The sequence below is a fragment of the Piscibacillus salipiscarius genome, from assembly GCF_042685285.1.
Lineage (GTDB): Bacteria > Bacillota > Bacilli > Bacillales > Alkalibacillaceae > Piscibacillus > Piscibacillus salipiscarius.
In genome coordinates this window covers 43182-64794 of sequence record NZ_JBHUMZ010000008.1, presented here as the reverse complement: position 1 = coordinate 64794, position 21613 = coordinate 43182, and the positions used below count along the sequence as shown (strand labels likewise).

The window sequence follows — 21613 nt, the reverse complement described above, 5'->3', positions numbered from 1 at the left end:
AACTCTCACCTACTTATAAGTAAATACAAATGAAGTTGTATCATCATGCTTTAAGACATCTAACGTTCCATAACCATTAAATGTAGGTTCTACCGGTAAATCAATATCCTTAATTTGATACTTAATATACCATTTATTATCAAAATTTATTTGAATGAACATATGTACTTGAGTAAAATCATTAAATTGTTGTTTTAAATAATGTGTCAGCAGCTTGCCATCATGAACTAAAAGATGATCGAATTCCTCGATTGACTGATGGTTATTTTCTACTTCCCAGTTAATATTGAAATCACGTTCATTTAACTTTAAATTAATTAACCAAAAAACAAACTGAGGAGCCTGTATGGTTTGTAAAATCCGTTCATTTTTAAGCTGATTTATTAGAACTTGAAGCTTCTCACGAGAAACATCATGCTGACCCATACCAGCATATCCATCGACTAACTGAAGTTGATTCAATAAGTCATGTCGATAGACTCTTAATAATTGCAAAACATCATCTAATTCAATTTGCAATATGCTCACCCCAACCCTTTTTATCCTATCATACCATAACTTACCTTTAGCAAATTACAAGAGTTGGAGAAAGTTTCTAAAATGAATAAAAGCTGACCCTTAAATGAGTCAGCTTTATAAATTCAAGTTATTATGCTTCTTGTACTTCTGGGTATACGCTAACTTTTTTACGGTCACGACCGTAACGCTCAAAGCGTACAACGCCATCAACTTTAGCAAATAATGTGTCGTCGCCACCACGGCCTACGTTTTCACCTGGATAAATTTTAGTACCGCGTTGACGATATAAAATTGATCCACCAGTTACTTGCTGGCCATCAGCACGTTTAGCTCCAAGACGTTTAGACTCTGAGTCACGTCCGTTTTTGGAACTACCTTGACCTTTTTTCTGAGAGAAAAATTGTAAATCTAGACGTAGCATCGGAATGCACCTCCTTATTTTTCAGAGATGGAAATATATTGGTGATAATCTCTTTCAATCGTTTGGAATGTAACATACATCCCTTTTAATAACGTTTGGGCTTTGTCCTGCTGTTCATCAGACATCCTTTCAGGTAAGAGCAACTTAAGGTAACCACCTTCAGCCCCTTGCTCAATCTCAGGTTCAATCTGACAAATCTCTATAATTGAATTGGCTGCTCCAAATGATACAGCCGAAACAGCTGCACACACTAGATCATGTCCATGTGGTCCACTATCAGCATGGCCACTCAATTCAAATCCTTGAATGGTATCAGTTGAATCTTTAAATATAATTAATTCAATCATGAGACAAGACCCTTACGCATTAATTTTATCGATCGTCACTTTAGTATAAGGCTGACGGTGACCTTGTTTACGCTTGTAGTTTTTCTTTGGTTTGTATTTAAATACAGTAATTTTACGGCCTTTACCTTGTTTTTCGACTTTACCAGTAACAGTTGCTCCATCAACTAATGGAGAGCCAACTTTTACTTGGTCGCCACCAACAAAAAGGACCTTGTCAAACGTTACTTCTTCACCTGCTTCAAGATCAAGCTTTTCGATGAATACTGATTGACCTTCTTCAACTTTGATTTGTTTACCACCAGTTTCAATAATTGCGTACATCTTCTGCACCTCCTCATAGACTAAGACTCGCCATCGAGGTACTTACAAAAAGGTAAGTTTAAAAACCTCTTCTGAGCGGTTGTAGCAGCGGGTGCTACATTTATGCATAACAAAGTAAATAATAGCACGTAATAAAAAAGATTGTCAACCTTAAACATGACATTAATAGTTGATCTTTAGCTGCTAACCGATTTTCATTTTATTAAAAATAAGTGACTTTTGTAAAGAATTAAATTTACTTAAATCATTAAAAATAGCCACCTTGATATAAAAGGCAGCTATGCGTCCTTAGCATAAATATGATTTAATAAACGATCAGGTGTGTTTTGTGTAAATAATAACTTAAGACACTCTTCTTCAGGAATTGGCTTTTCATCTTGTCCGACATAAATATAGTGGTAACAATCTCGTTTAAAATGTTTTACAATTTCACCAACAGCCATTTCCGATTTTACTCTGAGTAGTTCGATGTTTAGTTCTTTTGATTCTGTTATAAAGTATCGACCTAATAAATGCTTTAATAATAAAATATGTTTATTTTTATAAAGCAACCAGTTATCAAGCAATAAAAATATTGATAAGAATGTTAAATGAATGCTTGTCCAAGCCATGAAGTACAAACCAAGATTTATAATAGCTATAATCGCCATTGATGCCAACGACATCCAGACAATTGCTTTTTGGAAAGGGACTAATTTAGATACTCCTAAAAATAATATTCTTCCCCCATCTAAAGGTAAAACAGGTAACAAATTAAATAATAATATGACAGTATTCACTATCCATAATTGATCTAAAAACACATGTTCAACATGATATCCGTCCATGACAAGTAAAACAATATAAATCCAAATGTGCTGAAGAGGTCCAGCGATGACCACCCAGAACTCTTCTTTACTAGGTCGATTATAAAAGTCATCTGTTTCCATGACGCCACCAAACGGCCAAACCATTAGCCGCGTAATGTTCCACTTATAATACTTAGCAGTTAAGTAATGACCTAGTTCGTGAATAATAATTATGATAAAGAATGCAATCATTTCAAGAAATAACCCAAGAAAGTAACTTCCAATTAAAAGAAGCAATAATAGAGGATGGAATTGAATAGTTTTATTCCGTAACATCCATGTCCCCTAATATGAACTGAGTAGGGTCAACGAATTGATTGCCTTCTTTTACAGCAAAATACATATTAGAATAACCAACTAATTCATCTGGCTCAATTTTACCAATAGTTTGACCAGGTGAAACAAATTGATAATGAAAAACATCAATGGTTTTGAGATTACCGTAAACCGATTTTCTACCATCCTCATGCTGAATAATAACCGTATTTCCCGTTTCATCTTTCTTGCCTGCAAATAAGACTGTTCCTCGATCTAATGGGTAAATGTTTTTAGGCTCAGTCACTTCAATGTAAATACCATCTTCATAATCTTTTACATGATCCACTTGTACACCGGATACCGGAATAGACTGTACCTCTTGGCTAACCATTCTACCATCATCTCTACCAAAGGATAAAAATGACGTAGCAAAGTGTTCATCATACCAGGCTTGTACTGTCGCAAATGGTAAATCTTCAGTTAAAGCGTCGTTTACAACAGGTTTAAGTTGATTAAGAACAGGCACTTGAGCTTGATATATAAATAGGGTTAGAAATACGATAATCGCTGACCCTAAGAACTTGACCATTACTTTTGTTGATCTTGCCGAATCCATACCTAATCCTGAAGAATCAGCTTTTGGATATGAAGTAAAACCATGTCGTTCTTCATCTTCTAATAGAGGATTGTAACTAGATGATGTTCGATTACTTAATTTATTTTTCTGCGTTTTTCTTTTAGCAATATTACTACGAATTTCTTCTAATTTACGACTCATCTCTCACCATTCCCTTTCTAGTTTGTACTAGCTTATTCAAGAAATATGAGAGATATGATAATTTTAGTTGAGTTACATAACAAACGAGACACCGAATGACAATTGTCCATTGCAGTGTCTCGTTAATATTTACTTCATTCCTAATAACTTTTTAACTTTGGTCATAAACCCTTTTTCTTCATCTAAAGACATTAGCGGAACAGATTCACCCAAAATACGTCTCGCAATGTTTCGGTAACTAATTGAAGCTTTGGTATCAGGCTGGAATGCTACGGGAACACCATGATGTGAAGAGCGAATAACATCTTCATCATCTAAAATAATCCCTAATAATTCAATTGATAAAGTTGAAACTATTTCATCAACACTTAACATATCTCCGCTATCTACCATATGTTTACGAATACGGTTGATAATTAAAAATGGAGAGTTCTTTAATTCTTCTTGTTCTAGTAAACCAATGATTCGGTCAGCATCACGAATACTAGATTTCTCAGGGGTTGAAATCACGATGGCTTTATCTGCACCGGCGACCGCATTTTTATACCCTTGTTCAATTCCTGCAGGGCAATCAATTAATATATAATCATAATCAGGTTTTAACTCTTCAACCAATTCTGCAATTGCTTCAGGTGAAACCTCGTTCTTGTCGCTCGTTTGCGCAGCAGGCAGAAGATGTAAGCATTCAAAACGTTTATCTTTTACAAGTGCTGATTGTAATTTACAACGACCTTCGATTACATCAATTATATTAAAAATAATTCTATTTTCTAACCCTAAAACTACATCTAAATTTCTTAGGCCGATATCCGTATCTATAAGACAAACCTTTTGTCCCATTAATGCTAAAGCAGTCCCTATATTCGCTGTTGTAGTTGTCTTACCTACTCCACCTTTACCAGATGTGATTACAATTGATTCACCCATATTACAATCCCCTTTCAAATACATCCAATAGTTTTGGACGTAGTTTTTGTATATGCTGAAGTTGCTCTAATTCTATTTGTTCTGTTGATGAATTTATAAATGCAAATTCTCTTGGAGAACCTTCTACATCATAATCTGGTGCACGACTGATTTTTGAAGCAATTCTGATTTGGTTTGGGTGCATATAAGAAGCAGCTACTATGCAATTCTCATCACCTTCTACACCAGCATGAGCAATTCCTCTTAATTTCCCAAGAACAAAAATATTACCTGTTGCCAGCACCGTCCCGCCTGGATTAATATCACCAATGATTAATGCATCACCTTTAACTTCATGTACTTGACCAGATCTTATGGTTTTCATCACCGTTTTAACGGTCGTGTTTTCATAAAGCTCATAAGCATCTTCTCTAGTTATGACGTAAGATTCAATATCTTTAACAGTTAAGTCACTGTAATCATCAATTAAATTAAATAAAAGTTGCCTTTGATCTTCACTTAAGAACCTATATTGGCTATGTATAGTGATTTCAGTTGCTCCTGAAGAGTTATTTGATTGTAATTTATTCTTCAATTCATCTAATACCCTTTCAAACGAACACTGATCATCTAAATAGACAACAATTCCATTATTGGTTCCTTTCATCGTTACATAATGGTTCCACTCTGCCATATCGGTACACCCCAATTTTGTTCCACCAATAATTAATTACTTTATTTGTTGGTCTTCTTCCTGCCATTTTACTAAACGTTTTGAGAAAAATGGGTAAATAATTAATAAAAATAATAGATTACTTAATGTTGTGGGGATTAATCTTAATTGCATAAAATGCTGTACAGTTATTTCTACTTGTCCAACCAAGGAATATACAAAATAAAGAATAAACTCAGCCACAATAATACTTAATGTCACTAATAATAAGCTTACAATAAAGTTTTGTTGTAATAATTTTGTTAATAAATGAATGAAATATAATGCAATCCCATAAGCTAAAACATATACTCCAGCTAAATCTGTATAGACTAACTCAAACATTAAACCAAAAATAACACCATTAATAATCCCATGATAAGTATGTGCCCCATCATAGAAAAGTAAAATGAGTAATGAGAATACTAAAATCCAGTGAGGAATATATATTAAATTAGATGTGACGATAGATGTTGGAATAAAACGTACCGCAACACTTTCTAGAATTAAGAATATCATTAATGTTAAAGGAAGGTAGAGGAACCTCATTTTACTCCTCCTCTTCCGCTTTTTCTTTATCTATTGCTGGAGAGTATATATCACGGTCAATTACCATAACATGATTAATATCAACTAAATCCGCTGCAGGTTTAATATGGGCGATTTTAGTTAACCCATATTGATCCAGTTCCACTGAAGACACCTCACCGATTAAAAGGCCTCTTGGAAAGACACCACCCATACCTGAGCTAATAATCGTTTGTCCAACTTCAAGCTGTCCACTATCCGTCATATCCCTAAAAATTAAAGTACCAGTTTCGTCATCATAACCCTCAACCAGACCAAAAACTTCTTCATTCCCATCAACTACAGCAGAAATTCGATTATCTTCATCAAAGCCAGATAATAATTGAACAGTCGAAGTCATTTGTGAAGCGCCAATAACTTTACCGACCATGCCACTAGCGGTTGATACAGCCATATTGGGTTCTACACCATGCATACGCCCTCTATTAATTTTAACCTGTTCAAACCACTGTTCTGGACTTCTTGAGATGACCGTAGCTTTGATCGGTGTGTAGTCACTGATTGCTTTTTCGATCTCGATTAACGAGCGCAATTCTTTATTTTCTTTTTCTAATTCATTCACTTGAAATGCTAAAGTTTTATAATCTTGAAGTTCCTCTTTTAAAACTTGATTTTGTTTAAATACATTTTGAACTTCATCAATATTGTCAAAAAAACCAATTACATAATTCACAGGTTGATACACTATATTTTGAAAAAATCCTACTGTATCAGATATAAATTGAACTCCAATGTTTGATTGTTCATCTGCTTTTAAAGAATAACCGATCATGGTTACCACTAATATGATTGCAGTAAATAGTACGATTAATTTACGTTTCCTCAAAAATGAAGGCATAAAATGTAGCACCTACTCTTAATTAAGTATGTTTCTTCTTGCGATTGTTGGTGAATTTTTAAAATGGTCAATATAATCTAATGATTTTCCAGTTCCTAATGCCACACAGTCTAACGGCTGTTCAGCAATATATACAGGAATATTTGTCTTTTCTTTAATTACATCATCTAAATAGCGAAGCATTGCACCACCACCAGTGAGAACAATTCCAGTATCCATTATATCAGCTGCTAATTCTGGCGGAGCATTTTCTAATGTTTCAACAACTGCTTTAATCATATCATCAATTGTGTCTGTAATAGCTTCTACCACTTCAGAGCTAGTAATAGTCTCAGTTTTAGGTAAGCCAAAAACCGTATCACGGCCTCTGATTTCCATATTATTTTCTTCATCTGTTTTCTTAGCTGCACCAAGTTCTATCTTGATTTTCTCAGCAGTCGATTCACCAATAATTAAGTCTTTCTCTTTTTTTACATAATACAAAATTTGTTCATCAATTTCATCTCCAGCCGTACGAATGGATTTGCTCGTTACAATTCCACCTAATGAAATAATGGCGACTTCCGTTGTTCCACCGCCAATATCTACAACCATACTTCCGGTTGCGTCCCATACACTTAAATCTGCTCCAATTGCTGCAGCAAATGGCTCTGAAATTGGATAAACATTCTTAGCTCCTGCTTGTTTAGTCGCATCTATAACAGCACGTTCTTCAACCATTGTAATCCCGGATGGAACACAAACCATAACATTCGGTTTATTAAACCAGGACTTACTGTTCACCTTTCCAATGTAATAATTCATCATGGATGATGTTGTATCATAGTCAGCAATAACTCCATCTCTCATTGGTCTAATAATCGATAAAGATTCAGGAGTTTTACCAATCATACTTTTGGCTTCATTTCCTACGGCAGTGATCTCATTTGTTTGATTATTAATCGCAACAACCGATGGCTCCCGTAAGACAATTCCTTTACCTTTAACAAATACTAACGTATTTGCAGTTCCTAAATCAATGCCGAAATCTCGGCTGAATAAAGATGAGCCCATTACAATCTTCCTCTCTGATGACTTCATTTGTTACTTTAAAAATATGTAATGGTTTAACAAAACATGAATAAGCGCCACCATATTTGTCCAAAATATATAGTTGGCGCTACATTAAAGACTCTATTTTATTATACGAAAAAATATAGAAAATAGATAGAGTTAACCGGGGCAAAAATATGGGATATTATGACTAAATTTGTAGACCTATAAATATCCTTTTTCTTTTAGTGAAATAAATTTCTGGTCTCCAATAACAATATGATCCAGTAATTCAATTCCTAATACTTTGCCAGATTCAAATAAACGCTTAGTCACGTGAATGTCTTCATTGGAAGGTGAAGGGTCGCCGGAGGGGTGATTGTGGGCACAAATAATTGAAGCTGCCGACCTTTTAATGGCTTCTTTAAAAACCTCTCGAGGGTGTACAATAGAAGAATTTAAACTCCCTATAAAAATCGTCTGTCTATGAATCACTTGATTCTTAGTATCAAGATATAAGGCCACAAAATGTTCTTGCTTTAGATTTCTCATCTCTTCCATTAAGAAGTTGGCACCATCTTCCGGACTACGTACAGTATATCGGTCACCAACTTTAAAGGTGTGAAGTCTTTTTCCCAGTTCTATGGCTGCTAGTAATTGAACAGCTTTGGCTTCACCTATACCCTTTATTGACGTAAATTCAGCAATGGATGCATCTTTTAATAATGATAGACCTTCAAAATGAACGAGTATTCTTGTTGCTAAAGATAAAGCTGAAGTTCCTTTTGTACCGCTACCTATTAAAATTGCGATTAATTCTTGATTTGATAAAGCTTGTGGTCCAGCTTGTATAAGCCGTTCTCTTGGGCGGTCGTCTTTTGGAACATCTCTAATAAAAATAGTATCAATGGTCATCATATTCCTCCTTCTACAAATATAGTCTTATGATAAACAGTTGAATTGTTTGTCACAACATATAGAAAAACACGATTTCTCTAATTCAGAAATCGCGTTTTCTTAAGTAATTTATATTAAAAACAACACAAAAATACTAAAAAATTAAATTAGGCTAAATTTGTATAAAATAAATGTAAGTTTAACAGAATAGTTTTCCTGATAAATTCTTTGTGAGTTTCATCATTGGCGTCAGCAAGTTGATCTTTTAATGTTGTTATTTTATTTAATTTATTAGTTTCCTGTAGCTCACCAGGTTTATTATTAACCCATGCATTTAATTGTTCCATCCAAGCCTCATCCATTTCAGTTTCACTGAGGAGTGTTAATCCTTGGTTATACCAATCTATATTCTGATCATTCACTTTAACGTTTAACGCCTCAACATTCCAAGATTTATAAAAGAAATGTTCCATATAAACTAAATCATTTGATTCAAGCCAGTCTGTAATCGAAGACTTCTCGGACTCAGAGGAAATTAAATGACTAATGACATAAAACTGACCATTTTGTTCTTGAATGGTTGCTGGAATAGATTGAGGTTGTAGTTTTTTCTGAATTAATTCTTCAGCGTTAGCTTGATTTGAGAACATACCGAATTGAATGACTTCAAATGCACTGGCGGGTTTAGATAACGTTGATCCGCTCACTGCTTGTTCACCAACAGGTTCATCTGAAGATGGTTCTTCATCATCTGTTTCAGTTGTGGCAGCAGGTAAAGTGTCTGGAGTTAAGTCAGAAAAATAATAAATTAATCCTGCTCCAAACAATACCCCTAATAAGACAGCTAAAAGGATCGGCTTAACCATTTTTGCCATAGCAGAATTGCGATTAAATGTTAAAAAAGATGACTGCGATTTTTTGTTTTTTGGCGTTAAATAATACTCTAAATCATGCCTTTTATGGTTTTGGTTGTCCTGATTCATGGTTACTCTAACTCTTTTTTGCTCGTCCATTTTCATACCACCTTGTCCCGTGTTGGTATGAGAGTATCACAGTCTTTTTAAAAAATTAGCCAAAACTTGTCATAAGACTTCGACAATTTCTTTATGTAAAGAAAAAAGTGATTTCGACATATCGAAATCACTCTCACTAATTAAACAATTGATGCAACTTTATTTTTACCGTTCCGTTTTGCCCCTACGTACATTGAACGATCAGCATTTCTGATTAACTCTTGTGGTGTTTCGCATTGATCAGGGTATGTAGAAACACCTATACTTGCTGTGACGTTAATCTCTTGAACCTCGACATTTCCATCAATAGTTTTATATAGAATAAACGGTTCACTAGCAATTGAATATCGAATGTCCTCTGCAATTTGTATCACATCATTGTGGGGCATACCTTTAATTAAAACTGTAAACTCTTCTCCCCCGTACCTTGCGATAATACCATAATGTCCAAATAAACGTTCTAGGCGATTCGCAAGTTCAATTAACACTTCATTCCCAGATTCATGCCCGTGTTCATCATTAATCGCTTTAAAAGAATCAATATCTAAAATAATGACAGATAAGTTCTCTTTGATGCCTTTTGCTTCTAAATCTTTAGCATATTCATCAATATGCTCTATGAAATAACGATAATTATACAGATTAGTTAATTGATCACGTTGACTTTTCGTTTTCGCTGATTCATAGTGACGAGCATTTTCAATGGCAACTGATAAAAAGTTAGCCAGAATTTCTAATAACATTAAATGGTATTTCTCATAAGCGTTAAGTTCATTCGAACTAACTGTCAACACGCCTACAATTTTTCCGCTTCGTTGGATTGGAACTCCCATGACACTCTTAGTTTCATCAGGAAGTTCTTCAGGGTTCAATTGATCAATGTCTTTCTTTCTCATCATCATTATACTTTTTTCACGCTCATAAACCGACCCAGCAAACCCTTCACCACGAAATAATTTTAGATCCTTTTTAAGCTGATTTCCTTCTTGGTCCATAAACCTTATTAAGTCCATCATTCGACTTTCATTGGATACATCAAACACATAAATATTAGAAGCTGGAATTAAATATTTTATTTCATCAAGAAACGTATCTAGCACACTTTTCACATTTAAACTTTTTGAAAGTTCATGGCCAATCTCACTTGTTGTATGTAAATACTTATTGATGAGTTGAGTGTTATGGTAATAAGAAAAGACAATCGACAATAAGATGAATGGTACTCCGACGAAAAAGACGGCGATTGCTTCAATTTGAACATACATTAAATAAAGCACCAGACCCAACGGAAAGGCAAGAAGGGTTGCTCCTGAATCAATTAATAAACTTTTTGGATAAGCAAGTAGGTTCTCACCATGCATGTACCATTGAAATACAGATAAAAAGATCTGATTGACAAGTATAATAGCTACGATATAACCAACGAGAGGTATTACTTGCTCAACTGTATCAAACGTTAATATGCCATGAGTTCCGCCTAACGCATAATAAACCCAAGCAGAGATTACAGATGTTAACAAAAACATAGTTGAATTAGTCGGTATACGGTGTGCTTCATCTTTTTTGAGATTAATTTTTACAAACAATACGACTAGCGATAATTGAATTAAAATTAACTCAACAAAAAGCCCAAAATATAGAAACGCAGCCAAACTTACACCATTACTAAAAAATACTGTAATGTTCCCAACTTTTATAGGGAAAACGGCAACGGCACAAATGACAATGGCGAACGCTAATAAATCCAACCATTGTTCACTAAAATCAGGCTTAAATTCCATATATGCATATGTAACAAGAGACGGAAAAGCGACTAACCATATAACCCACATTGTTATAACTTTTGATTTCGCCATAAGTAACCCCTTCATTTCCAATATAAGATCTTAATTCCTTTACTCAAGCAAATAACGTCTAACCTCTGATATAAAATACAATGATCCTGTTATAACTAAGACTTCGTCAGTCTCTTGTTGTCTTAAAAATTCTTTGACTGTGGATTTCCAATTTTCAGAAACTATTATATCACATTTATAGAACTTTTGTAATAGTTCTTTTGAACTATAACTTTTCATGAAGTTAAAAGATGTAACGCTAACATGATCAAAATGACGTTTAAGTTGATGTATGATTGGTTCAATAGGTTTCCCTTTTATAACTGAAACTAGTAATCTAACTTTGGACGGATCATACCGTTTTTGAATGGTATCAACCAACTGCTCAATTGCTTCTAAATTGTGTGCTCCATCCAGTATAATCTTTGGTTGTTTATTAATAACTTCATACCTTCCGACCCATGTCGTTTGTTCTATACTCTTTATAATCTTCTCTATTGAAACAGAAAAACCTTCTAATTCACTTAATTTTTTAAAAGAATAAATAGCTAAAGTTGCATTTTCCACTTGATGTTTTCCACTCATTGACAAGACCAGATTGTTAATTGATAAATCGTCAGAATTAAAATTAAAACGTTCACCTGTTTCAAGCGATTCATTCCATGTATAATCATAATCTTTATGTAACTGATAAATAGGACTACCGCATTGTTTGGCACGTTTTTCTATCACGTGATACGCTTCTTGCCTAACCTCGTTTGTAACAATTGGAATGTTAGATTTTATAATGCCAGCCTTTTCAGATGCAATCTCCTCTATACTATTACCTAATATATCCATGTGATCATAACCAATCATGGTAATAATCGATAATAAAGGACTAACAACATTTGTGGAATCTAAACGTCCTCCCAAACCCGCTTCAAAAATCGCATAGTCCACTCGTTGATCTTTAAAATATTGCAATGCGATACAGGTAATGATTTCAAATTCTGTAGGCTTTCCAAATTGGGTATGCCCCACTTCTTCACAGAGGGGTTTTAGTTTTTCAACGTAATAGACTAATTGATCTCCAGGAATTGGTGTACCATTAATACTCATTCGTTCATTGAACAGTTCGATATAAGGTGAAGAAAACGTCCCAACTGTGTAATCATGATGCTGAAGCATTTGCTTTAAATAGGATAATGTCGACCCTTTACCGTTGGTTCCTGCAATATGAATGATCTTTAAATCTTTTTCAGGATGATTTAGTTTGTCTAAAAGGAGTTTCACTCGATGTAAGCCGGGTTTCATTCCAAACTTGAGCTGTTCTCTAATCCAATTAATCGCTTCTTTTTCGTTCATAAATAATCCTCCATATAATAAATTGCCTGCTAAAAAGCAGGCAATTCAACTGTATTATGATACATCTTCAAGTTCTTTTAGACGTTCTTTCACAAGCTTTTGTTTTTCTAAATAATCTTTCTCTTTTTCTCGCTCTTCTTGAACAACATGCTCAGGAGCTTTGCTTACAAAGTTTTCATTTGCAAGCTTCTTTTGAACACGTTCCACTTCTTTATTCCATTTATCTAATTCAGTTTTTAATCTTTCAATTTCAGCGTCAAGGTCGATTAACCCTTCAAGCGGGAAGAAGATTTCTGCTCCAGTTACAACAGCACTTTTCGCTTGATCAGGTATATCAATATTCGTTGCAATCGTTAACGTCTCTGGATTACAAAAACGTTCTAAATAATGCTTATTACGAGTTAATTCATCTACAATTTGATCGTCATTAGCTTTAATTAAAATCTTAATTTCTTTAGACATTGGTGTATCTACTTCTGCACGAACGTTACGAACAGAGCGAATAATGGATACTAGGCGTTGCATTTCCTTAGATGATTGTTCATTATTAAATTCCGAACGAACTTCTGGCCACGAGCTTGTGACAATAGATTCCCCTTTGTGTGGGATGTGCTGCCAAATCTCTTCAGTTATGAATGGCATGAACGGGTGAAGCATACGTAAAATGCTATCTAATGTAACAACTAATACTGAACGTGTTGTTTGTTTTGCTTCTTCATCATCACCATATAACGGTAGCTTAGCCATCTCAATATACCAGTCACAGAACTCATCCCAGATGAAGTTATATAAGTGTCGACCCGCTTCACCGAAGTCATAGCGATCAATATTTCGTGTAACATTTTCAATCGTTTCATTTAACCGCGTTAAAATCCATTCATCAGCTAATGACTTCTTCTTCGTTAAATCAATATCTTCATATTTAAACTCACCAAGATTCATCTGAACAAATCTTGAAGCGTTCCAAATTTTATTAGCAAAATTCCATGTGGCTTCGACTTTTTCCCAGTGGAATCGTAAGTCCTGCCCAGGTGATGAACCAGTTGATAAGAAATAGCGCAGAGAATCAGCACCATATTTGTCAATCACATCCATTGGATCAACACCATTACCAAGTGACTTACTCATCTTGCGACCTTCTGCATCTCGCACTAAACCATGCATAATGACATCCTTAAACGGTCTTCTGTTTGTGAACTCAACCGATTGGAATACCATACGAGCAACCCAGAAAAAGATGATATCATACCCTGTCACTAAAGCATCTGTTGGGAAGTAACGCTGATAGTCTTTACTCTTTTCATCTGGCCAGCCCATTGTTGAAAACGGCCATAATGCAGATGAGAACCATGTATCTAATACATCTTCATCTTGCTCCCAATTCTCGATATCTTCTGGTTCTTCCCTGCTAACATATACTTCACCTGTTTCTTTATGATACCAAGCTGGTATTCTATGCCCCCACCAAAGCTGCCTTGAAATACACCAGTCACGAATATTTTCCATCCAGTTTAAATAGGTATTTTCAAAACGTTCTGGTACAAAATTGACTTTATCATCTGTTTTTTGCAGTTCTACCGCTTGTTTAGCTAATGGGTCCATTTTAACAAACCATTGAGTGGATAAATAAGGTTCAACAACGGCACCACTACGTTCCGAATGACCTACTGAATGTTCATGTTCTTCAATTTTAAACAAAACACCATCTTCTTGTAGGTCTTTAACTAGTTGTTTACGGCACTCAAAACGATCCATACCTTTATATTTATCAGCATTTTCGTTCATCGTTCCGTCTTCATTCATTACTAAAATGCGCTCTAGATTATGTCGGTTACCAATTTCAAAGTCGTTAGGGTCATGGGCTGGTGTGATTTTAACCGCACCTGAACCAAATTCCATATCAACGTAATCATCGGCAATGATTTCAATCTCACGTCCAACAATTGGTAGTACTACTTTTTTACCAATAAGATGTTTATAACGTTCATCTTCTGGATGAACGGCAACAGCTGTATCACCTAACATTGTCTCTGGACGAGTCGTAGCAATTTCAATATAACCTGAGCCATCTTTTAAAGGATACTTCATATGATAAAAAGCACCTTTGACATCTTTGTAAATAACCTCAATGTCGGATAAAGCAGTTTGTGTACTTGGATCCCAGTTAATAATGTACTGTCCACGGTAAATAAGACCTTTTTCATATAAAGTCACAAATACTTCTTTTACTGCATTTGATAAACCTTCATCCAATGTAAAACGTTCTCTAGAGTAATCCAGACCTAACCCTATTTTTTCCCATTGCTTACGAATAAACGATGCGTACTCTTCTTTCCAGTCCCATGAGCGCTCTAAGAATTTTTCACGTCCTAAATCATAACGCGAGACACCTTCTTCACGAAGTTTTCCTTCTACTTTTGCTTGCGTAGCGATCCCTGCATGGTCCATTCCTGGAAGCCACAGCACATCGTACCCTCTCATACGTTTGTAACGTGTAATAATATCTTGTAATGTCGTATCCCAGGCATGCCCTAAATGTAATCGTCCTGTTACATTTGGAGGCGGAATAACTACTGTGAATGGCTCCTTAGATGCGTCATCTTTTGCTTCAAAAAACTTTCCATCTACCCAAAACTTATAGCGACCTTGTTCAACCTCTTGAGGGTTGTACTTAGGAGCCATTATGTTTTGCTCTTCTGACATAAAAGACCCTCCTTAAAGTTTTATAAAATAAAAAAATCTTTTCATCCTTTATAGAAAGGACGAAAAGATTGACTTCGCGGTACCACCTTAATTCACATCTGATTTATCTGCACAGATGTGCGCTTCATTAATCTAACGGTTTTCCCGTGTTCACCTACTTAAGTTCAATGAACCAGCTAATTCAGAGCGACCTTCCAAGCCTTCATTCCGAGGAAACTCTCAGCTTACGTTTCCATCTCTGTCAGAATCCAACCTGTACTCTTCTCTTACAGCCTTTAACTATTATGATTTTGTTATTATTGTATACGTATTTTATACAAATAGTCAACGAAAATCAACCATTATGTCATGAAAATAAAAAAGTGGGGCGTATGCCCACACTTTTAAACTAAAATATTAACACTTTCCTCAAAACATCATATCGTGTAATAGAGAGGAGGAGACTAATGGCTAGATATTACCGCTACCGCTTACCACCTTGGGCAAGGCACTGTATATTTGTCATCGAAAAGTGTACGTTACCTATCATGATTTTCCAATTAGTTAGAACATTACTATTTCCATCCACACTTGATGTCTTTTTATCTGGTTTATTAGTGGGTCTGTATATTGCCTTTTACTTAGAGTGGATCTAATCATTTATATGGAACATACAATACATCGCCAGTTTTGAGCTGATGGTCGTCATCTAAACCATTTAACCGTTCAAGCTGAGAAACGGTAACACTATAGGAATTAGCAATGGATTCAAGCGTCTCGTTCTCTTGAACAAACCTCATTTTTACACTGACTTTTTCAGGTTCTTGTTCCTCTTCTCCATCACGGAAGAAATTAGATAGATAATTTAGGCCAAACATTTTCTTCTTAGGTTTTTTAGCGTTATCTTCTTCTTCCATATGGTCGTCATCATATTGATCTTTACTTGATTTTTGATTAACTTCCGGAGACGCATCTTTCTTTTTACTTTCTTCTTTTTCAGCTTCAGGCTTTGCCTCTTGTTTCTTAGCTTCTTCTTTTTCTTTTTTCTTGGTTTCTTTTTTCTTAACTTCTTTTTGTTCTTTTTTCGCCTTTTTAGTTTCTTCTTTCATTTCTTCTTGTTTGGCTTCTTTCTCTTTCTTCATTTCTTCTTGTTTTGCTTTCTTCTCTTTTTTCATTTCTTTCTCTTTAGCTGGTGCTTTTTCTTCTTGTTTAGCCTCTTGTTTAACTTCTTCTTTAGGTTTATTCTCTAGATTTTCTTTACCAGATGGGGCATTTGGCGCTACATTTTCTTTTGATTCTTTAGCTTTAGGTTGTTCTTCGGCCTTAGCCTTTTTCTCTTTATTATTGAAGAACTCTGTAAAAGATTGTGTCTCTTTTTTATTCCAAAACTCGCGTCCCTTTTTCTGCTCTTCTTCAGTTTCTTCAGGCTCGTGCATCATTTCTTCCTGAGGTCGTAATTCTTCTTCATAATGCTCTTCATCTTGCTCTTGTTCCTCTTCATCAAAGCTTGGAATCTCTTGTAATTGAAAATCAGAGTTTACTTGTTCATCCTGTCGCACTTCCTCTAGATCTTCTAAGACTTCAACATTAGCTAGACGAATTTTGGCATAGACGTGTAACGACTTTGGTTCTGGTAATTCATAATCAAAATACTCAATTTCAACATCTGGTTCACCTGTTTCATTAACACGATTCACTGGAATAGTAATATCTACTGGAATCGGATACTGAAAAGTTGTAAATCCGTTATCAAGAGCTTTCACTTGCTGAACATAATTCTCATCATCATCGTCTTGATCCATAATATACATTGGTTCTTCTCGTGGTAAAGATTGATAATCCCCAGACACCATCAAAACACCACGCAACTGGATGTAGCTAGATTCTTTTAATATATTAACATCCGGTTGAATGGAAATGCCGTACAAATCATCGATCTCTTCACCTTGGCGAAACGTAATTTCTTCGTGCAAATCGAATAGAAAGGGTTCATTTCCGTTATAATTCACGACTCATCCTCCTCACAAAAATATCCTTTACCAATACATATATGACAACTTGTTTTTAAAAAGAACTTTTCTAAGATATTAAAGTAAAAGATTAACAATGTGGCGGGAGAAGAAGTCTGGTCAATGTTGAATATAGAACTATAAATTGTTCAACCAAATGAGTAGATTCACTGCTACTATGGGTGTTTTTCGTATTTCTATAAGTGTCTTTTTCTCTTATGTATGTGTCCCCTTCCATTCATAAAGAAACCACACAGCAAGAGTGCTGTGTGGCCTTAACTTAACCTTTATATTGTTTAAATGCTTGTTCTGCTGCATGGACCGTCTTCTCAATGTCTTCATCTGTATGGGCTGTAGATAGGAACATTCCTTCAAATTGTGAAGGTGGTAAAAAGATTCCTTGTTCTGCCATTAGTCGATAGTATTCTGCAAACCATTCTAAGTCTGATGATTTGGCAGTTTCAAAGTTAATAACTTCTTCATTAGTAAAGAAGAAACCAATCATTGAACCTGCACGATTTACCTGTAATGGCACGCCATATTCTTCAGCAGCTTTTTTATAACCTTCTATTAATCGATCTGCTTTTTTATTAATCTCTTCATAAGATTGATCGCTTAGTTGATTTAAAGTCTCATAACCCGCTGCCATGGCTAGTGGGTTACCAGAAAGAGTTCCAGCTTGATAAATATCTCCAGCTGGGGCAATTCGTTCCATAATTTCACGCTTACCACCGTAGGCACCTACTGGAAGTCCGCCGCCAATAACTTTACCTAGACAAGTTAAATCTGGTGTTACACCAAAGTGTCCTTGAGCGCAGTTATAGCCAACGCGGAACCCTGTCATAACTTCATCAAAAATAAGTAATGATCCATTATCTTCAGTAATGTCTCTTAAGAAGCTTAAAAATTCATTTACAGGAGGTACAACCCCCATATTTCCAGAAACAGGTTCAACAATTACAGCTGCAATATCCTTACCATATTCTTCAAAGGCATATTTCACACTTTCTTGGTCATTATAAGGTACCGTAATTGTGTTTTGTGCGATCGAAGCAGGTACTCCTGGGCTATCAGGTAGACCAAGAGTTGCCACACCTGACCCTGCTTTAATAAGTAATGAATCACCGTGCCCGTGGTAGTTGCCTTCGAATTTAAGTATTTTATCTCTACCTGTGTAACCACGTGCTAAGCGCAGGGCACTCATAGTCGCTTCTGTTCCTGAGTTAACCATACGAACCATTTCAATTGAAGGAACACGATCGATCACTAACTTTGCTAATTTGTTTTCGTATTCAACGTTTGCTCCGAAGCTTGTCCCTTTTTCTAATACTTCCTTAAGTTGTCCAACAACTTGATCATCAGCATGACCAAGAATTAATGGTCCCCAGCTTAACACATAGTCGATGTACTCATTTCCATCAACATCATAAATTTTAGACCCTTTACCTTCTTCCATGTAAATAGGATCGATATTAACAGAATTAAACGCTCTAACTGGAGAATTTACCCCGCCTGGCAGTAAATCAACCGCTTCGTTAAATAATTCTTGTGATTTTTCGTAACCCATTTAATAACCTCCTTCTTATTGCTTAAGCCATTTTGCGACATCTTTTGCGAAATAAGTCATAATTAAATTAGCGCCTGCTCGTTTCATTGAGGTTAATTTTTCTAAAACAATTTGTTGTTCATTAATCCAGCCGTTTTGAGCGGCAGCTTTGACCATAGAGTATTCACCGCTGACGTTATAAGCCACAATTGGCACATTATAACGGTCTCTGACTTCTCTCATTATATCTAAATAAGTCATAGCAGGCTTCACAATTAGAAAGTCTGCACCTTCCATAATATCAGATTCAGCTTCTCTCTGTGCTTCAAGACGGTTTGCTGGATCCATTTGATAGGTCTTACGATCGCCAAATTGCGGAGTACTGCCTGCAGCGTCTCTAAATGGACCATAAAATGCTGAGGCATATTTAATAGCGTAAGACATAATAGGAATATTCTCAAAACCAGAATCGTCCAAGCCCTTACGAATAGCTGCAACAAAACCATCCATCATATTGGAAGGAGCAATAATGTCTGCCCCAGCCTTTGCTTGCGAAATAGCCGTTTTAACTAATAAAGGTAATGATTCATCATTATGAACGTATTGGTCATGAATCACACCACAATGTCCATGGTCTGTATATTCACACAAACATGTATCCGCCACAACTAGTACATCTGGATAGTTTTCTTTTATAAAACGAGTAGCTTTCTGGATAATTCCTTCGTCATTATAAGCTTCTGACCCTACTGAATCTTTAACATCTGGTACTCCAAATAAAAGAACTGCACGAATACCCAATGAGACAACTTCATCCATTTCTTCGGATAACCGATCTAAGGAAATTTGATAAATGCCTGGCATCGAAGGTACTTCATTTTTTTGCCCTTCTTCTTCTAAAACGAAAATAGGATAAATTAAATCTTCGGTTCTTAAATGAGTTTCTCTAACTAAAGCTCTCATACTATCAGAACTTCGAAGTCTTCTATGTCGATCAAAATTTAAATCACTCATCATCATTCTCCTTTATAGAGTAATAGTGAACCACAGCGTCGGATAATCCTTCCAGTGTAAAAACTTCAGGGACAATTGTATTAGTGAAACCAGATTGTTCAGCTTTTTCTCTTGTTGTCTCTCCAATACAAAAGCAAGGTTTGATTAAATAAGCCTGATTGATCCCAACTAACTTTTCGAATGCATTAACAGAAGAAGGCGATGTGAATACTAATCCATCTACATTTTCAGTCAATTCTTGATTTATAATGCTTTCTACTTTGTGATTCACAACAGTCCTATAAACAATCATTGTATCGTATGGAATATTTGCACGATCTAACTTGTGATCAATCACATCACGAGATAAATTACCTTTTATGAGTAACACATGCTTTGGTTTCATGTCACTTATAAACGAATGACTAAAATGTTCAGCATCATAAATTTCTGGTAAAAAATGAGCTTGTACGCCATATTGTTCTAAAGCTTCTTTGGTCTTTGAGCCAACGACAGCCTTTTTAATATGTTGAATTTCACTAGGCGAAATTGCGTGATTGTCTAAAGTTTCAAAAAAGTACCGAACACCATTTGCACTTGTAAAAACGACCCAATCAAATTGATTAAATTGATTTATAGTCTCACGATGAGAAACAGATTCCTCTAACTCAAAAGTAATTAAAGAATAAGCAATGACGTTTACACCATGTTCTTTAAGTGGAACGATAAAATCTTGAGCTTTAGCAAATTCACGAGAGATAAATAAGGTCTTCCCCTTTAATTGAGACATTATTGCTCTCCAAGTTCCTTTTTAGCTTCCTCAACTAAGTCTTTAGCCCCTTGTTTAATCAGTTCATTCGCTACTTCTTCACCAGCTTGAATAGGGTCGTTAGAAGTACTCTGTGTTTTAAGAACGGTTTTGCCGTCTGATGAAGACACTAAACCAGTTAAAGTAATTTGGTCTCCTTCTCTAATTGCGTATGCTGCAATTGGTACAGAACAACTACCTTCAAGCATACTTAAAAATTTACGTTCGGCAGAAACGGTTGTTGCCGTGTATTCATCATTAATGTTTGACAATAATTCTTTCAAATCGTCATCACTCTCACGGCACTCTATCGCAAGTGCACCTTGACCAACTGCAGGTAAACTTACTTCTGGTTCTAAGTATTGTGTAATTAATTCAGTTGACCAGCCCATTCGTTTTAAGCCGGCTGCAGCTAAAATAATGGCATCAAAATTCTCTTCTTTTAGTTTTCTGAGTCTCGTTTCAATGTTACCGCGAATCCAATGTATTTTTAAATCTGGTCTGTAAGCTAAAATTTGAGCCCCTCTACGTAGACTACTAGTTCCAACCACAGCTCCTTCTTTTAAATCATCTAACTGAACATGATCATTGGATATAAATGCATCACGGTGATCTTCACGTTCAGGAACACACGCAATTTCGAGACCCTCTGGAAGTTGTGAAGGCATATCCTTCATACTATGTACCGCCATATCAATTTCATGATCAAACATAGCTTGTTCAATCTCTTTTACAAAAAGGCCTTTCCCGCCAACTTTAGATAACGTTACATCTAGAATTTTATCTCCTTTAGTAACGATCTTTTTAACTTCAAATTCATAATCTTTCGTATGTTTCTTCAGCTGCTCAATAACCCATTCAGTCTGGGTCATTGCTAAATTGCTTCGTCTTGAGCCTATTACGATTTTTCGCATC

The 21613-nt window shown here is 35.4% G+C and carries 22 protein-coding genes and 2 other annotated features; of the genes, 1 reads left to right on the top strand and 21 read right to left on the bottom strand.

Features of this window, described 5'->3' with window-relative positions:
* Positions 1-9: 9 nt before the first annotated feature.
* From ACFSW4_RS01650 to ACFSW4_RS01575, 16 genes are all read right to left on the bottom strand, one after another.
* Positions 10-519: a Spo0B domain-containing protein gene (locus ACFSW4_RS01650; protein ID WP_377327048.1), complete on the bottom strand. Its 510-nt coding sequence runs from the start codon at positions 517-519 to the stop codon at positions 10-12.
* Positions 520-649: 130 nt separating this feature from the next.
* Entirely contained in the window at positions 650-940 is a 291-nt protein-coding gene (rpmA, locus tag ACFSW4_RS01645) for a 50S ribosomal protein L27 (RefSeq protein WP_377327046.1), read from the bottom strand.
* A gap of 14 nt (positions 941-954) precedes the next feature.
* The gene (locus ACFSW4_RS01640) at positions 955-1287 is read right to left on the bottom strand and encodes a ribosomal-processing cysteine protease Prp (protein ID WP_054753424.1); all 333 of its coding nucleotides are present in this window, start codon (positions 1285-1287) and stop codon (positions 955-957) included.
* A gap of 12 nt (positions 1288-1299) precedes the next feature.
* Positions 1300-1608, bottom strand: a complete 309-nt coding sequence (gene rplU, locus ACFSW4_RS01635) for a 50S ribosomal protein L21 (RefSeq protein ID WP_377327044.1) — start codon at positions 1606-1608, stop codon at positions 1300-1302.
* A gap of 13 nt (positions 1609-1621) precedes the next feature.
* Positions 1622-1699 (bottom strand) — a sequence feature (ribosomal protein L21 leader region).
* Positions 1700-1886: 187 nt separating this feature from the next.
* A complete protein-coding gene (locus tag ACFSW4_RS01630; RefSeq protein WP_377327042.1) occupies positions 1887-2732 on the bottom strand; it encodes a site-2 protease family protein in 846 nt (281 codons plus the stop codon).
* Complete coding sequence (locus tag ACFSW4_RS01625) at positions 2719-3492, bottom strand: peptidoglycan DD-metalloendopeptidase family protein (protein ID WP_377327040.1); 774 nt, start codon at positions 3490-3492, stop codon at positions 2719-2721. The genes ACFSW4_RS01630 and ACFSW4_RS01625 overlap by 14 nt, the downstream gene beginning before the upstream one ends.
* 129 nt (positions 3493-3621) lie before the next feature.
* Positions 3622-4419, bottom strand: a complete 798-nt coding sequence (minD, locus tag ACFSW4_RS01620) for a septum site-determining protein MinD (RefSeq protein WP_054753434.1) — start codon at positions 4417-4419, stop codon at positions 3622-3624.
* Position 4420: 1 nt separating this feature from the next.
* On the bottom strand, positions 4421-5092 hold the full coding sequence (gene minC, locus ACFSW4_RS01615) for a septum site-determining protein MinC (RefSeq protein ID WP_054753436.1): 672 nt from the start codon (positions 5090-5092) through the stop codon (positions 4421-4423).
* Positions 5093-5128: 36 nt separating this feature from the next.
* A complete protein-coding gene (gene mreD / locus ACFSW4_RS01610; protein ID WP_377327038.1) occupies positions 5129-5659 on the bottom strand; it encodes a rod shape-determining protein MreD in 531 nt (176 codons plus the stop codon).
* Between the two features lies 1 nt (position 5660).
* The gene (gene mreC, locus ACFSW4_RS01605; RefSeq protein ID WP_377327036.1) at positions 5661-6536 is read right to left on the bottom strand and encodes a rod shape-determining protein MreC; all 876 of its coding nucleotides are present in this window, start codon (positions 6534-6536) and stop codon (positions 5661-5663) included.
* 18 nt (positions 6537-6554) lie between these two features.
* On the bottom strand, positions 6555-7589 hold the full coding sequence (mreB, locus tag ACFSW4_RS01600) for a rod shape-determining protein (protein WP_377327034.1): 1035 nt from the start codon (positions 7587-7589) through the stop codon (positions 6555-6557).
* 204 nt (positions 7590-7793) lie between these two features.
* Entirely contained in the window at positions 7794-8483 is a 690-nt protein-coding gene (gene radC, locus ACFSW4_RS01595) for a RadC family protein (RefSeq protein ID WP_377327032.1), read from the bottom strand.
* A gap of 149 nt (positions 8484-8632) precedes the next feature.
* Positions 8633-9478: an SPOR domain-containing protein gene (locus ACFSW4_RS01590; RefSeq protein WP_377327030.1), complete on the bottom strand. Its 846-nt coding sequence runs from the start codon at positions 9476-9478 to the stop codon at positions 8633-8635.
* Positions 9479-9618: 140 nt separating this feature from the next.
* Positions 9619-11334 carry a sensor domain-containing diguanylate cyclase gene (locus ACFSW4_RS01585; RefSeq protein ID WP_377327028.1) on the bottom strand — a complete coding sequence of 572 codons (1716 nt, stop codon included), beginning with the start codon at positions 11332-11334 and terminating at the stop codon, positions 9619-9621.
* A gap of 39 nt (positions 11335-11373) precedes the next feature.
* Positions 11374-12660, bottom strand: a complete 1287-nt coding sequence (locus ACFSW4_RS01580; protein ID WP_377327026.1) for a bifunctional folylpolyglutamate synthase/dihydrofolate synthase — start codon at positions 12658-12660, stop codon at positions 11374-11376.
* A 54-nt stretch (positions 12661-12714) separates the two neighbouring features.
* Complete coding sequence (locus ACFSW4_RS01575) at positions 12715-15363, bottom strand: valine--tRNA ligase (RefSeq protein WP_377327024.1); 2649 nt, start codon at positions 15361-15363, stop codon at positions 12715-12717.
* Between the two features lie 52 nt (positions 15364-15415).
* Positions 15416-15644 (bottom strand) — a binding site (T-box leader).
* Positions 15645-15809: 165 nt separating this feature from the next.
* Here ACFSW4_RS01575 and ACFSW4_RS01570 point away from each other — a divergent pair.
* Positions 15810-15998 carry a hypothetical protein gene (locus tag ACFSW4_RS01570; RefSeq protein WP_054753452.1) on the top strand — a complete coding sequence of 63 codons (189 nt, stop codon included), beginning with the start codon at positions 15810-15812 and terminating at the stop codon, positions 15996-15998.
* Here the strand turns inward: ACFSW4_RS01570 and ACFSW4_RS01565 are convergent, their stop codons facing one another.
* The 5 genes from ACFSW4_RS01565 to hemC form a co-directional block, all read right to left on the bottom strand.
* Complete coding sequence (locus ACFSW4_RS01565) at positions 15999-17351, bottom strand: LysM peptidoglycan-binding domain-containing protein (protein WP_377327022.1); 1353 nt, start codon at positions 17349-17351, stop codon at positions 15999-16001. It lies immediately after the preceding gene.
* A gap of 280 nt (positions 17352-17631) precedes the next feature.
* Complete coding sequence (gene hemL / locus ACFSW4_RS01560) at positions 17632-18918, bottom strand: glutamate-1-semialdehyde 2,1-aminomutase (RefSeq protein ID WP_054753459.1); 1287 nt, start codon at positions 18916-18918, stop codon at positions 17632-17634.
* 15 nt (positions 18919-18933) lie between these two features.
* Positions 18934-19911, bottom strand: coding sequence for a porphobilinogen synthase (hemB, locus tag ACFSW4_RS01555; RefSeq protein WP_377327020.1), 978 nt, complete (start codon positions 19909-19911; stop codon positions 18934-18936).
* On the bottom strand, positions 19904-20680 hold the full coding sequence (locus tag ACFSW4_RS01550; RefSeq protein WP_377327018.1) for a uroporphyrinogen-III synthase: 777 nt from the start codon (positions 20678-20680) through the stop codon (positions 19904-19906). The genes hemB and ACFSW4_RS01550 overlap by 8 nt, the downstream gene beginning before the upstream one ends.
* On the bottom strand, positions 20680-21612 hold the full coding sequence (gene hemC / locus ACFSW4_RS01545; protein ID WP_054753465.1) for a hydroxymethylbilane synthase: 933 nt from the start codon (positions 21610-21612) through the stop codon (positions 20680-20682). The genes ACFSW4_RS01550 and hemC overlap by 1 nt, the downstream gene beginning before the upstream one ends.
* Position 21613 lies beyond the last annotated feature (1 nt).